We start from the raw sequence: 14,037 nt of genomic DNA on the forward strand, positions 1-14,037 counted from the left end.
GCTATAGGCCGTCTGCGGGATTTTGTGAACGGCTCTCACGCGCGGTGATCTCTTGCGCGAGGTATGCCCCGATCCGGGCAGAGCCTCGGGCCGAGGGGTGCACATTGTCGGCAGCGAAGAGCCCGCGATCCCCCCGGTCGATCACATCTTCGGAATCGACGAAATGGATCCCGGAGCGGCGCGCGGCGAAGCGGGCGATGCGGGATTCGATTTCGACCAGATCATCGCGGCAGCCCGCGAAGGCACCCGAACCAGAACCTGCGTAATAGCCCATCCACATGATTTGCGCGCCGGTCTGGGCGCGGAGGCGTTGCAGGAAGGCAGGGATGCTGCCGCTTTGACCATCCGGCGCGATCAGCGCATCGACAGCGGCGCCGCAGGCGCCACAGCCGCAATCGGCGTTTAGGTCATTCGCGCCGCCATTGACCACCACCCAGTTCCAAAGCCCGCCGGGAAACTGTTGCTGGATGTCAAAGCCGACGGCAGAGGCCACGGTCGAGGCATTGTCGAACTGAGCGCCCGGAACGGCGCGGCTGGTGACGTTGCGGCCGGTTTGGTTTGCAATGACATCGGGGATGGCCCGGCCCCCGTTCCACGCCATGATGGAATCGCCCAAGACGAGGATGTCACCCCCGCCGCGCGGGGCGGTGTCGGTGCAAGCGGCAAGGCCGGTGACTAGGGCGAGGGCGACTAGGATTTTATGCATGGAGTCCTCCGATGCGGAGGAAGTAGCGCATCCCGTCCCGTCTACCACCCCGGCCCGGAAGCAAGCCGCATGCGCCGGGCCATCGCCTGCCCGCCAGGACGGGTAGGCGATGGCCCTCCCCGCGCGACCGAAGCCGCGCGGGGCAAAGGTTACTCCGCCGGAACCGCGGTTTCTTCCACGCTGAGCGGCGCAGGCAGATGCACCAACATCTCCTTCGGGCAAACCTGCAAGAAGTTGTGCTTCTCGGTCTCCCAATGCTGAAGGATATCGGCGGCCTTGCGGCTCTTGGTCTCGGCGACATGGCGCTCCAGCAAACCGTGCAACTGATCGAGCCAGTGCTCCACGGTGACCGGGCATGTCACGATGGTCTCGGCGTTCATCAACTTATGGGCCAAGCCTTCGGGATCATAGAGATAGGCCATCCCCCGGTCATCCCGGCAGCGAAGTTCGCGCCGATTTCACCAAGGATCACCGCCACACCGCCGGTCATATATTCGCACCCGTTGCTGCCGCAGCCTTCGATCACCACATGCGCGCCCGAGTTGCGAACGGCGAAACGTTCGCCCGCCCGGCCCGCAGCAAAGAGGTATCCCGCCGTCGCACCATAGAGCACCGTGTTGCCGATGATCGTGTTCTCCGACGCCACCACGGGGCTCGCCATCGAAGGCCGCACCACGATCGTGCCGCCCGACAGCCCCTTGCCGACATAGTCGTTGGCATCGCCCGAGACTTCGAGCTTGAGCCCCGGCGCCGCGAAGGCCCCCAGCGACTGCCCAGCCGAGCCGGTCAGCTTCACCGTCAGGTGATCCGGTTGCAGCGAATTGCGCATCCCGAAGCGTTTGACGATATGGCTCGACACCCGCGTGCCGACGGTCCGGTGCGTGTTTTGGACGGCATAGGACAGTTGCATCTTCTCACCGTCCTCAAGGAAGCGCGCGGCATCGCGGACGATCTGCGCGTCCAGCGTGTCGAGCACGACCTGACGCGGCTTGTCGCGGTCATAGACGTTCTCATTCGCGCCATCGACGGTGATCAACAGCGGGTTAAGGTCCAGATCATCAAGGTGCGCCGAGCCTCGGCTGACCTGCGTCAGCAGGTCCGCACGGCCGATGACCTCATCAAGGCTGCGCGCCCCGATGGAGGCGAGGATCTCCCGCACCTCCTGCGCGTAGAAGGTGATGAGGTTCACGACCTTATCCGCATTGCCGGTGAACTTGCCGCGCAGGGCTTCGTCCTGCGTGCAGACGCCCACGGGGCAGGTGTTGGACTGGCACTGGCGCACCATGATGCAGCCCATGGCGATGAGTGCGGCGGTGCCGATGCCATATTCCTCGGCCCCCATCATCGCCGCCATGACGATGTCGCGCCCGGTGCGCAGCCCGCCATCAGTGCGCAGGGTCACCCGGTCGCGCAGGTTGTTCATCGACAGCACCTGATGCGCCTCGGTGAGGCCCATCTCCCACGGCAGACCCGCGTATTTGATCGAGGTCGCAGGCGATGCCCCGGTGCCCCCGTTGTGGCCCGAGATCAGGATGATGTCGGCCTTGGCCTTGGCCACGCCGGCAGCAATTGTACCAACACCACTCGAAGCGACGAGCTTAACGGTTACCTTGCAGCGCGGGTTGATCTGTTTGAGGTCGTAGATCAGCTGCGCGAGGTCTTCGATCGAGTAGATGTCATGGTGGGGCGGGGGCGAGATCAGGGTCACGCCCTTGGTCGAATGGCGCAGCCGCGCGATCAGGTCGGTGACCTTCATGCCCGGCAATTGGCCACCCTCACCGGGTTTGGCGCCCTGCGCGACCTTGATCTCCAACTCTTCGCACTGGTTCAGATACTCCGCCGTCACACCGAAACGGCCCGAGGCGACCTGTTTGATCTTGGCCGAGGGGTTGTCGCCATTGGCCTCAGGCACGAAATGCGCCGGATCTTCGCCGCCCTCGCCGCTGTCAGACTTGGCGCCGATGCGGTTCATCGCCACGTTCAGGGTCTTATGCGCCTCAGGCGAGAGCGCCCCCAGCGACATGCCCGGCGTTACGAAACGCTTGCGGATTGAGGTGATGCTCTCCACCTCCTCCAACGGCACCGGGTTGCCGCGCGGCTTGATGTCCAAAAGGTCGCGCAGATGGATCGGCGGATTGCTCTGCATCTTTTTCGAATACTGCTGCCACATCTGGTAGGACGCTTTGTTGCAGGCCATTTGCAGCATATGCATGCTGCTCGCCTCCCAAGCGTGTTTCTCACCCGAGCGGCGCAGCTTGTAGAAGCCACCGATGGGCATCACGACACCGTCGCCCTGCCAGCCTTTGGCGTGAACCTCTTCGGCCTTGCGCTGGATGCCGACGACACCGATGCCGGAGATGCGGCTGGTCATGCCGGGGAAATATTCGGCACACATGGCGCGGGACAGGCCCACCGCCTCGAAGTTCAGACCGCCGCGATAGGAGGAGATCACGGAAATCCCCATCTTCGCCATGATCTTGAGCAGACCTTGGTCAATCGCCTCACGGTATTTCTGCACCGCCTGCGTCAGGGTCATGTCCAGCAGCCCGCGCTCAATCCGGTCGGCGAGGGAATCCTCGGCCAGATAGGCGTTCACCACGGTCGCACCGCAGCCGACCAGCACGGCGAAGTAATGCGGATCGACACATTCTGCCGAGCGCACGTTAAGCGAGGTGAAGGTCCGCAGCCCCTTGCGCACGAGGTGGCTGTGCACCGCGCTGGTGGCAAGGATCATCGGCATCGCCACGCGGTCAGCACCGCTGTGCTGATCGGTCAGCACCAGATGCCCCGCGCCCGAGCGTACGGCGTCTTCCGCCTCGGCCCGGATGCGGGCAAGACCGGCGCTCAGATTGCCGTTGCCGGGCTCGAAGGTGCAGTCGATGGTGACGGTATGCACCTTGAACTGGGCCATCAGCTCATCGAACTGCGCGTTGCCCACAAAGGGGCTGTCGAGCACGATGATCTCGGTCTGGGAGCTGTCTTCGTCGAGCACGTTCTTGAGGTTGCCGAACCGTGTCTTGAGGCTCATCACCCGGAATTCACGCAAGGAGTCGATTGGCGGGTTGGTGACTTGGCTAAAGTTCTGGCGGAAGAAATGGCTCAGCGGGCGGTACTGGCCGCTAAGCACCGCCGAAGGCGTGTCGTCGCCCATCGAGGCCAGCGTTTCCTTGCCGTCCTCGGCCATCGGCGCGAGGATCTGTTCCAATTCTTCGATGGTATAGCCCGCGGCCACCTGACGGCGGCGCAACTCGGCCCCTTCGAACAGCGGCTTTTCGGTGACACCGGCAAGGACACCATCCATCTCGGTGATCTTGCCGACCCATTCGCCGAAGGGCTGATTGGCGGCCAGTTTGTCTTTGATTTCAGTATCATGGAAGAGTTTGCCCTCTGCCATATCCACCGCGATGATCTGCCCGGGGCCAAGCGCGCCCTTGGCCACGACGCGCGCCTCGTCCAGCGGCACCATCCCGGCCTCGGAACCGGCGATCAACATGCCGTCCGAGGTTTCGACATAGCGCATCGGGCGCAGCCCGTTGCGGTCAAGCCCGGCGCAGACCCAGCGGCCATCGGTCATCGCCAAGGCGGCGGGACCGTCCCAAGGCTCCATGACGGAGTTGCAATAGGAATACATGTCGCGCCACGCCTGCGGCAGTTCCACGGCCTGTTTCGACCAGGATTCCGGCACCAACATTGTCTTGGCCATCGGTGCGGAGCGGCCCGCGCGCACGAGCACTTCGAACACGGAATCAAGCGCCGCCGAGTCGCTGGAGCCGGAGGCCACGATCGGCTTGATGTCCTCGGCCATCTCGCCAAAGGTCGCGCTCGCCATGCGGATCTCATGGCTCTTCATCCAGTTCATATTGCCCTTGAGGGTGTTGATCTCACCGTTATGGGCCAACATGCGGAAGGGCTGCGCCAGCCACCACTGCGGGAAAGTGTTGGTGGAATAGCGCTGGTGATAGATCGCGAAAGCGCTGATGAATTTGTCGTCTTTCAGGTCGGGATAGAATTCGGCCACCTGTTCGGCCAGCATCATGCCCTTGTAGATGATCGAACGGCAGGACATCGAAGCGATATACATCTGCGGCACCTGCGCCGCGATGGCGGCTTTCTCGATGCGGCGGCGGATCACGTAAAGCTCGCGCTCAAATGTCTCTTCATCCACGCCCTTGGCGTTGGAGATCAGGATCTGCTCAATCTCGGGCCGGGTCGCATTGGCCTTTTCACCCAGCACCGAGATGTCGACCGGAACATGGCGCCAGCCATAGATGTAGTAGCCCATGCGGAGCACTTCGGTCTCCACGATGGTCCGGCATGTCTCTTGCGCCGCGAAATTGGTGCGCGGCAGGAAGACTTGGCCCACGGCGATCAACTCGTCCTCACGCGGGGTGTGGCCGGTGCGGCGGACTTGCTCATAGAAGAAGGGCACGGGGATTTGCACATGAATGCCCGCGCCGTCGCCGGTCATCCCGTCGGCGTCGACCGCGCCGCGGTGCCAGATCGCCTTGAGCGCGTTGATCCCGTTGACCACGACCTCGCGGGTCTTTTCGCCGTTGATGTTGACCACAAGGCCCACGCCGCAGGAGGAATGCTCTTCCTCGAAACTATACATGCCCTTTTCGGCCATCATCGCGCGTTTGGCTTCTTCGCGGGCCACCCAGGCGTCATCATATTTGGTCATGGCTTGGTTCCTTCCACAAACGCCGCAAATCCTGCTTTGACTTGGGCCTTGGTTTTGTTCTCGTGCGCGCCGGCAAAGGCAGGGCTGCGGAGCGTCACGTCTATTTCACTTTTGGTCTCGGGCAGCGCCGCAGGGCGCGAGGCGGCAGGGCCGCCCCGATACCATCACTCCGCCGCGATGCGCTGCGCGCCGTTGAAATCGTCAAGGATTGCCTGCGCGCAGTCGCGCCCATCCTTGATCGCCCAAACCACAAGGCTCGCCCCGCGCACGATGTCGCCCACGGCATAGACCCCGTCGAGCGCGGTCGCCCCGGTGACGTAATCGGCCTTGATCGTGCCCCAGCGGTTGACCGGCAGCTCCGGCTCGTTCCAAAGCGTCGGCAGGTCTTCGGGCTCAAAGCCGAGGGCCATAATCACCATGTCGGCTTCTTCGACATAGTCGGCGCCTTCGATCACCTCGGGCGACTGGCGGCCCGTCACGTCAGGCGCGCCGAGGCGCATCTTTTGGACCATCACACCAGTCACCGGATCGCCGACGAAGCCTTTGGGCGCGCTCAGCCATTCAAAGATCACGCCTTCTTCTTCGGCGTTTTGCACCTCGCGCTGGCTGCCCGGCATATTGGCCCGGTCGCGGCGGTAGAGGCATTTGACGCTTTCCGCACCCTGACGGATCGAGGTGCGCACGCAGTCCATCGCCGTGTCGCCACCGCCGATCACGACAACCTTCTTGCCCGCGGCGTTCAGACGGCCGCTTTCGAATTCTTCGACCGTGTCGCCAAAGCTCTTGCGGTTGGAAGCGGTGAGGAAGTCGATCGCCCGCTCCACGCCGAAACCGCCCACACCGGGGGCTTCGATCTCACGGGTTTTGTAGACGCCGGTCGCGATGATCACGGCATCATGCTTGCCCCGGATCGCGCCAAAGCTGATGTCGACACCGACATCGCAGTTCAACTCAAAGGTCACACCACCTTCGGCAAGCTGCGCATTGCGGCGCTGAACCACGTCTTTCTCAAGCTTGAAGCCGGGGATGCCATAGGTCAGCAAGCCGCCCGCCCGGTCGTAGCGGTCATAGATGGTGACCTGCACGCCCGCGCGGCGCAGCATATCCGCTGCCGCCAGACCGCCCGGGCCTGCGCCGATGATGCCGACACTTTCGGGCCGTTCTTCGGGCGGAGCGGCGGGTTTCACCCAGCCCTGCTCCCAAGCGGTGTCGGTGATGTATTTCTCGATCGAGCCGATGGTGACGGTGCCATGGCCCGACTGTTCGATCACGCAGTTGCCTTCGCAGAGGCGGTCCTGCGGGCAGATACGGCCACAGATCTCGGGGAAGGTGTTGGTGGCCTGACTGATCTCATAGGCTTCTTGCAAACGCCCCTCGGCGGTCAGGCGCAGCCAGTCAGGGATGTTGTTGTGCAGCGGGCAGTGGGTCTGGCAATAGGGCACGCCGCATTGGCTGCACCGGCTCGACTGCTCTGCCGCTTTGGCATCCGCATATTCGGCGTAAATTTCATCGAAATCCGTCCGGCGCAAATCGGGCGGGCGCTTTTCGGGCATATCCCGCGCAACGTCTGTAAATTTTAGCATGACCTGCTTCGCCATATACCCGTTCCTTCGACAAATTCCGTCAGAAGGCTCGTATACGAGAGCGTCAAAGTAAATAAAAGACAGCAATACTGACCCATTTACCTCTTTCCGAGCAAATGGGAGGCTCGGCCATCATTTTTATGCATCATTTAAGGTCCGATGCGGACCTACCTCCTAAAACCCAGCCCAAAGTGCGAGGATAACCACCCCACCGACAAGGATTCGCCACCATCCGAAAAGCGCATAGCCATAGCGGCTGATGTAATCGAGCACCCAACGCACCACGAAAACGGCAGAGATAAAGGCCATGGCGAAGCCCACGGCAATCTCCCCCATGGCCGAGGCATCCAGCACATCGCGGTTCTTGTAGATGTCATAGGCGAAAGCGCCCGCCATCGTCGGCATCGACAGAAAGAAGGAGAATTCCGCCGCCGCCCGTTTACTGGCGCCCAGCAACAGGGCGCCAACAATCGTTGCCCCCGAACGTGAGGTGCCCGGCACCATGGCGAGACATTGGATCACGCCGATCTTGAAGGCCATCGAGAGCGGGAATTTGGTCGCATCGGAATGGGACGGCGCAGGAGCAATGCGGTCGACGACCAGCAGGACCACCCCGCCCAGTACCAACATGACGGCAATCAGCAGGGGCGTCTCGAAAAGGACCGTTTTGATGAAGTCATGCGCCAAAACGCCGATCACGACCGCTGGCAGAAAGGCCAGAAGCACCGACCAGATGAACCGCCGCGCCTGCGGATCATGCGGCGCGGCCGAAAAGACCGCCCAAAGCCGTGCAGAATAAACCGTCAGGATCGCCAGCACCGCGCCCAATTGGATCACGACCTCAAAGGTCCGTCCGGCGCTTTCGAAACCCAGAAAATGACCGGCCAACAAAAGATGCCCGGTCGAAGATACGGGGATGAACTCTGTCAGCCCCTCCAGCAAACCCAGAAAGGCGGCGATCAGAGTGGTCGATTGTTCCATTATCCCTGCCGCAGGTTACGTGCCGATGCTTTGATGGCGTCATACTGCCCCGAGGGCCGGAACCGCCAGAGATAGTCAGGCAGCACCGCATCCATCGCGGTGGGGTGATGCCAAGCTCGGCAAAGCCGCGCGCACCGTCCGCCACGACATTGTCCTTGCGCAGGTTCTTGACCTGATCGCGGGTCAGCATCTTGTTGGTGAACAGCCCGAAGGTGGCCGTCTGCACCATATCGAACCCGAAGGCGACGATTTTGGCGAGGAACCACGGCATGTTGAGCACCAAACGACGGCGGTGAATCACCTTAAGCATGCGCTGCATCAACCCGCGGAAGGTATCCACATCGGGACCGCCGAGTTCATAGACGCCCGAAGAGACCTGCCCCTCCAGTGCTTTTTCCGCCGCCTTGGCCACGTCATCGACGAACACCGGCTGGAACCGGGTCGAGGCCCCGGCGACCGGCAGGATCGGGCCGGTGCGGGTCATGCCTGCAAAACGGTTAAAGAATTCGTCCTCTGGCCCGAACATGATCGAGGGGCGCAGGATCACGGCATGGGGCATATGTTTGAGAATGGCCGCCTCGCCCTCGCCTTTGGTGCGGGCATAGTCGCTTTCGGCCTCCATATCCGCGCCGATGGCAGAGACATGGACGAAATGACCGATCCCTTCGGCGGCGGCCATGCGGGCGATACGCTCGGCCCCTTCAGATTGCACGGCGTCAAAGCTGTTCTTGCCGGTCTCGACCAGAATGCCAACGCAGTTCACCACCGCATCCGCGCCGCGCAGCGCGTCGGCCACAGAGCCATCGTTGCGGATGTTGCACAAAACAGGTTCGACCTGGCCGACCACACCATAGGTCCGCACAAAGAGCGCCTCGTTGGGATGGCGCACCGCCACCCGCACCCGCCAACCAGCTCTGGCCATGCGATACGCGATATAGCGTCCGACAAACCCCGAACCGCCATAAATCGTGACCAGCTTAGACATTCTGCCGCTCCTGTAGATAAATTCTCTGACAGGATGTACCCGCGCACCGCCCCTGTCACAAGGCCAAACCCCCGGTTGCAGCGCCTCGCGAGCAGGATTTTCCGATTTTCGCATAAATTGCGATTGACAGTCACCCGGCTGAGCCTTAGAGCACCCCACACGATACGTGCCCAGGTGGCGGAATGGTAGACGCGCTAGCTTCAGGTGCTAGTACTGGCAACGGTGTGGAGGTTCGAGTCCTCTCCTGGGCACCATAATTCCGCGATAAGCAATTGAAATAATGGCGCTTTTCTGAAGCGGCAGTTTTTCAATCCACCCCTCAGTCCACCCCGCTTACGTTTGCCCTTCATAGCCCCTTGCAAAGCGCTGACCCGATACGGAACGGTGACCAAAGCCACTAACCCATTGGAAAGAATCAATTCTAAGAAATTGTTTTTCCTCTATGAAATGCTACCATTGATTTTTGAAGGCTAAGTCGCCCGCACTCGGAACTAAACCCTCGACGAAAGGAAATCGCGATGATCGACAATCTTGGGCTGGCCATGGCGACCGTACGGGAGGCCACCAAACCGAAACGGTCTGGACACTACAAGAACAGCCATGAAATCCGGTCGCTTAGCGAACCAGTACCTGACTACGAGAAGATGAAGAAGCTGATCGAGGGAAGCGACACGGCAGAAAAGATTTCGGAACAAGCGGCTGCATGAAGAATCCGGAATTGTTCCCGCGCGGGATCAGCCTACCCACCCAGTCCCCTATGTTTTGGGTACAGCAGAAGGACCGCTACCTTCGTCAGCTGCTCATAGGTGATATTGAAGAGATCACCGAGCGTCGCCTTATTGTCTACTTCGCCAATCGATATGTTGAGAACGCAGACATCAATATTGGCGATATCTCCTACATGCAGGAAATTCTCTCTGACATTGGAGAGATTTCGGTGGATCTACTCCTGAACACGAGTGGCGGCCAGACCGACGCTACAGAAGCCCTAGTTTCGTTGCTTCAATCCACGACACAAGACCTTAGGGTTGTTGTGCCTCATTCAGCGAAAAGCAATGGCACGATGATATGCTTGGCTGCAAAAGAAATTGTAATGGGACCCCCTTCTGAGCTTGGACCAATCGATCCATCGCTGAACGGCACCCCGACTTCCATACTTGCTGATCCACAGGTTGCCGCCCAGAATTTTGCGCTTCACAAGCTAGCTATCTACGCTATCGACCAGTCCAAGAAGCTTGCCACCTACTTGCTTTCAACTGGGATGATGAAAGACGCAGAACCAGGCAAAATAGAAGATACAGTCCGAAAGCTCGCTTCCCGAGATGAGTTCTTCTCTCATGGCTCCGTGATCGACCACACTGAAGCCAAAAAACTCGGGCTAACGGTCAACTTTCTGCCGCACGAAAGTGAACTTTGGCAGAGGTTTTGGCTTCTGTATACGATGTATGCGCACGACATACAGCAGTCAGGAGCGGTAAAAATGTTTGAAGGGAATTCCCGCAGCCTCGCGGTCCTACCCTCTTAGCAACTCTATTAAGCCGCCCCCCTTCACTGCGTTAAAACAATCAATACCCCCAGCGACCACAACGCCGCCGCCCCTCTTGAGACAGCTTGGTGAGCCTAACCTAAGCGAGACCGCTACTCTATAATCACCAGCGGATCATCAGCCTCGACCGGACTAATTAGCATTTGCAGAAGCACTTCACGCCCTAGCTTAGGGATCTTTTGGCTTGCCACCTAACAGGGTCACCATGCCAGAAACAAAGTGCCCTATCCAGCTAGTTTCCGACCACTCACCGGTCAACAAAACCCGCAGGAGCAACGCAATCGCCATGATGCCGAAAATAAGAAGCAATGTGGCAATGACGCCAAGCTCTATCAATACAAATGACAGGCTAACTAAAGCCACGGTCGCAAGTATCAGTGCGGAGATTACGCCAAAGCGATAACTTCCATGCTCACGCTTATCGAAACGGTCTTTTTGTTCAACTACGATTCTAGCTAACTCTGGATCGGTTTGTGCGAGTCTGTTCAGTGAATCGATTTCATTGGAGTGGAGATGTAAGGAATCAATATTGAGGATGCGGGTATCGCGACCCGCATCATGATTGTTTTCCGAATTGCTTTGCTCAACCGGCTCGCTTGACATGCCAGCTTGAGCCACCCTTGCGCTCGACTACAATCTTCTGATTTTTTGACTTCGGAGCATCAGCAACGGGTTTAGTTCGGCTCACAGCGCCAGTTGCCACATCGCGCAGAGGTTTAAGGGTTAGGACTTCTGTCACCCCACGCGAAAACGCGGATCGACTCAAAGAGACCATCTCAGACATTTCGTTTCCTCTCCTTCAGATGCATTCTGGGCATCTACATTCTTGAACCTAATATAGTAAATAACGTGTAAACTTGCCAATCGTTCACAGAAATTTCATCACTAACCGTTGTAGCGAGGTCGGTAGGTACCTTGTTTCTCTCCTCATATGATCATGGTCGCTCGTCCATGTCCATCCTTTCAAGACTAAGCGCAGATGAGGAGGCAACGACCAGCGGAGGATCAGCCGGAAACGACCGCAGATCAAACCACTTGAAGCGCGTCCCGTCTACGTTGCGCTGGTCACCCATGACAATCTGCGGTGCATTCACCCGGTTGCGGATGAGCGCGGCGCGGAATGCCCGAAGGTCGATAAGCCACCATGCCTCTAAGCCTGTCTGGTCTGCATTAGAATGCCCATAGAACATCCAATCCCCATTGCCGTTCACAATTTTGGAAAGCTCAGTCTGAGCACCTGATGCCACCGCTGAGCGTATGGTGAACTGATAGGGGTAACGTTGTGCATAGCCGGGACGCCTTACCCTTGCCGCAACGCGCATGTCGCGAGCATCCAGCATCATGAGGTCGGTGGCTTGGATTTGGTCAAATGGATCAGCAGCGGTTTCCAAAAGGTAGCCGCCGATAAGTTGCTTAATCTCAGGCAAGAACCTGTCGGACCAGTTTCGGTTGTTGGTGTAGCAGTTCATTTGCTGACAGTCTCCAATGCGGCCCCACCGCGTTGCCCACGCCCCGGCAGAGGAGCGCAGGCGGGTTCGTTAGGCCTTGGCCCGCAGGTATTCGATCACAGCCTTCTGAGCGCGGGGATACTGCTCACACAGCAATTCACCGGCGCAGTCCTCGACACACCATTCGAGCATGGCGGCGGCATCCGCGTCTGACTTTGGCTCAAAGCAAGAAATTCGTTCAGCATACCATTCGATATTCTGATCAAGCTCTGACAGTTCCGCAGGTTCAGCTGCCTGATCGGCGGGTAGCGCCTGCATCAGCGCGTCTCTGGTGCGTTTTGCAGCCTTCCATTTATCCAGCAGCTGCATGGCACCTGTTCTTTGGCTGGCATCCTGTTCCGAGCGCCCCCCTCTCAACTCAACCAGTTCAAGGGTGCTGATCAGGTCACCAATCATGTTCCCCGCCAGCTTGACTGTATGCGCTGTTGCCTCTCCGTCTCCCGGCTGTTCTGGTGCATCTCCTTCGAGAGAGCGAACACACACGCGCAGAATGCTGCTGAGGTCATATGCATTTGAGATTGCGGCTGCGAGGTTCGTGTTCATTGGTTCGCCTCCAGTTGCGCCTTCCGTGCGTTAGGGGTGGCATCCACCAGACTGGACAAGTCAGCGGCCAAGCGCTCGCTCTTGCTGATCACCTCTTGTGCCAAGGCATGAGCGGCGTTCGATGCAGGGGAAGACACGCTTTCGGATTCACTGACCAGAAGCTCGAGGCCCTGCAATAAGCCGTGCAAAAAGATTGCGTCGAATTCGACATCGGCCAGCAAGGGGGCTTTGGGCTTGCGATGGGTCGGACCATTCCCCAAGAGCGCCCAGTCGAGCGTCAGGTGGTGCTTGTCGCAGTAATCGATGATTTCCCGGCTTGGTGCGCCATCTGCGCTTAGGATCATCGAAGGCGCGGTATCCCCTGCACTCTCTGCGAATTGGTTGAGCCGGAAGCGGATTGTTTCTAGGTCGTTCATGGTAGTCTCCTTTGGTTTAAGCTGACGAGGCACCAGCCCCGCCAAGCTTGCGTGTTCAGGCGCGGTATTCGTGGACAACACCATCAACCGCGATGCGTGAAATGGTCGCCAGATTCACAGAACGGGGCGCTCGGGCCTTTGCATCCCAAACGGGCAGCAAGTGAGGGTGGCGGGCTTTGCGCGTCTCTACGGCTCGTTTTCCAGCCTCTGTGGCAGCATCGCCTTTCACATGGCGCTGCAACGTCGCTGGCTGCACCTGCATGGTGCGCTCGGTGCCGTCAGCCTTTGTGAAGGTGACCGCGCAGAAGCGGCCACCGGCGGAGGCGATCAGGTCACGCTTGGCGGCATAGTCTGGGGCGGCGGCTTCATGCTCCTGTGCCGCCCTTAGAGCGGCTCGCAGGACGCCAATGCGGGCGTAGTCGGGCTGCTCCCAATGGGTCTTGCTTTCAAGAATGACGATTTCGTTTTGAATGCGGCTCACTTCGGGCGAAGCCTTCGCCTGCTTTGCCTGCCGTGCTTCCATCGCCCGTTCATGCTTGGCATTGGCCCATGCGGCTTTCAGTGCGCGGCGCATGATCACCCGGAACCCATAGAGAGCAACGTTGGCTTTGCGGACGATTTCCCAAGCGGCGTTCATAATGGCTTTGCGGTTGTATGTCATTTGCCGTCCCTTTCTTGCATCAGTAGCGTCGTGTCGATACACTGTATATATGAACCTACACTCTGTAGTCAATACGTCGTATCTACAAAAAGGACAAGGTAGCGATGAATAGCAGTCAGGCACGGATGGCGCGCGCTCTAGTTAAGCTCGGTGTGCGCGAAATTGCGTCATCCGCAGGCGTAACTCCGAACACCATCTCCAGAATTGAAAACGGCTCCGATGCAAAACAGTCGACCATCAACGCTGTTCGGGCGGTCTATGAGAATATGGGCGTCAAATTCTTGGCTGCCGGTGATGTGACGACCTCGGCGTCAATCTGCATGGAGGAACAGGAAAAATGAGGGATGATCGGGTTGGCGGGATACAAGAAGTAAGAAGGCTTGAGCGGGAGCGCGAATGGATTCCCATAATACTCGCGCTGGGGGCT

The 14,037-nt window shown here is 59.3% G+C and carries 11 protein-coding genes, 1 tRNA gene and 2 pseudogenes; 4 read left to right on the forward strand and 10 right to left on the reverse strand.

The window, feature by feature from the left end; translation table 11 throughout:
- Nucleotide 1: 1 nt before the first annotated feature.
- From CUR85_RS06990 to CUR85_RS07010, 5 genes and pseudogenes are all read right to left on the reverse strand, one after another.
- Nucleotides 2-706, reverse strand: a complete 705-nt coding sequence (locus CUR85_RS06990) for an SGNH/GDSL hydrolase family protein (protein WP_067263864.1) — start codon at nt 704-706, stop codon at nt 2-4.
- A 149-nt stretch (nt 707-855) separates the two neighbouring features.
- A pseudogene (gltB, locus tag CUR85_RS06995) lies at nt 856-5,387 on the reverse strand (glutamate synthase large subunit).
- 164 nt (nt 5,388-5,551) lie between these two features.
- Nucleotides 5,552-6,985, reverse strand: coding sequence for an NAD(P)-dependent oxidoreductase (locus CUR85_RS07000; protein ID WP_067263870.1), 1,434 nt, complete (start codon nt 6,983-6,985; stop codon nt 5,552-5,554).
- A 159-nt stretch (nt 6,986-7,144) separates the two neighbouring features.
- Nucleotides 7,145-7,951 carry an undecaprenyl-diphosphate phosphatase gene (locus tag CUR85_RS07005; protein ID WP_136720729.1) on the reverse strand — a complete coding sequence of 269 codons (807 nt, stop codon included), beginning with the start codon at nt 7,949-7,951 and terminating at the stop codon, nt 7,145-7,147.
- A pseudogene (locus CUR85_RS07010) lies at nt 7,951-8,936 on the reverse strand (complex I NDUFA9 subunit family protein). Before CUR85_RS07010 ends, CUR85_RS07005 begins: the two are co-directional and overlap by 1 nt.
- A 168-nt stretch (nt 8,937-9,104) precedes the next feature.
- Here CUR85_RS07010 and CUR85_RS07015 point away from each other — a divergent pair.
- The 3 genes from CUR85_RS07015 to CUR85_RS07025 all read left to right on the forward strand — a co-directional run bounded on the left by CUR85_RS07015 (nt 9,105) and on the right by CUR85_RS07025 (nt 10,461).
- Nucleotides 9,105-9,190: transfer RNA gene (locus CUR85_RS07015), tRNA-Leu, on the forward strand.
- Nucleotides 9,191-9,454: 264 nt separating this feature from the next.
- Nucleotides 9,455-9,643: a hypothetical protein gene (locus CUR85_RS07020; RefSeq protein ID WP_067263877.1), complete on the forward strand. Its 189-nt coding sequence runs from the start codon at nt 9,455-9,457 to the stop codon at nt 9,641-9,643.
- Nucleotides 9,640-10,461, forward strand: a complete 822-nt coding sequence (locus CUR85_RS07025; RefSeq protein WP_067263879.1) for an SDH family Clp fold serine proteinase — start codon at nt 9,640-9,642, stop codon at nt 10,459-10,461. Before CUR85_RS07020 ends, CUR85_RS07025 begins: the two co-directional genes overlap by 4 nt.
- A gap of 189 nt (nt 10,462-10,650) precedes the next feature.
- Here CUR85_RS07025 and CUR85_RS07030 read toward each other — a convergent pair whose 3' ends face one another.
- The 5 genes from CUR85_RS07030 to CUR85_RS07050 all read right to left on the reverse strand — a co-directional run bounded on the left by CUR85_RS07030 (nt 10,651) and on the right by CUR85_RS07050 (nt 13,610).
- Nucleotides 10,651-11,085 (reverse strand): hypothetical protein, encoded by a 435-nt coding sequence (locus CUR85_RS07030; protein ID WP_067263882.1) that lies wholly within the window; start codon nt 11,083-11,085, stop codon nt 10,651-10,653.
- A 332-nt stretch (nt 11,086-11,417) separates the two neighbouring features.
- Nucleotides 11,418-11,951, reverse strand: a complete 534-nt coding sequence (locus CUR85_RS07035) for a hypothetical protein (protein WP_067263884.1) — start codon at nt 11,949-11,951, stop codon at nt 11,418-11,420.
- A gap of 69 nt (nt 11,952-12,020) precedes the next feature.
- Nucleotides 12,021-12,533 (reverse strand): hypothetical protein, encoded by a 513-nt coding sequence (locus CUR85_RS07040; RefSeq protein WP_067263886.1) that lies wholly within the window; start codon nt 12,531-12,533, stop codon nt 12,021-12,023.
- The gene (locus tag CUR85_RS07045; RefSeq protein ID WP_067263889.1) at nt 12,530-12,949 is read right to left on the reverse strand and encodes a hypothetical protein; all 420 of its coding nucleotides are present in this window, start codon (nt 12,947-12,949) and stop codon (nt 12,530-12,532) included. The genes CUR85_RS07040 and CUR85_RS07045 overlap by 4 nt, the downstream gene beginning before the upstream one ends.
- A gap of 55 nt (nt 12,950-13,004) precedes the next feature.
- Nucleotides 13,005-13,610: a hypothetical protein gene (locus CUR85_RS07050; RefSeq protein WP_067263892.1), complete on the reverse strand. Its 606-nt coding sequence runs from the start codon at nt 13,608-13,610 to the stop codon at nt 13,005-13,007.
- Between the two features lie 104 nt (nt 13,611-13,714).
- Here CUR85_RS07050 and CUR85_RS07055 point away from each other — a divergent pair, with 104 nt between their 5' ends.
- On the forward strand, nt 13,715-13,951 hold the full coding sequence (locus tag CUR85_RS07055) for a helix-turn-helix domain-containing protein (RefSeq protein ID WP_067263895.1): 237 nt from the start codon (nt 13,715-13,717) through the stop codon (nt 13,949-13,951).
- The last annotated feature ends 86 nt before the right edge of the window (nt 13,952-14,037 follow it).

It is taken from the genome of Sulfitobacter faviae (genome assembly GCF_029870955.1).
GTDB classification, from domain to species: domain Bacteria; phylum Pseudomonadota; class Alphaproteobacteria; order Rhodobacterales; family Rhodobacteraceae; genus Sulfitobacter; species Sulfitobacter faviae.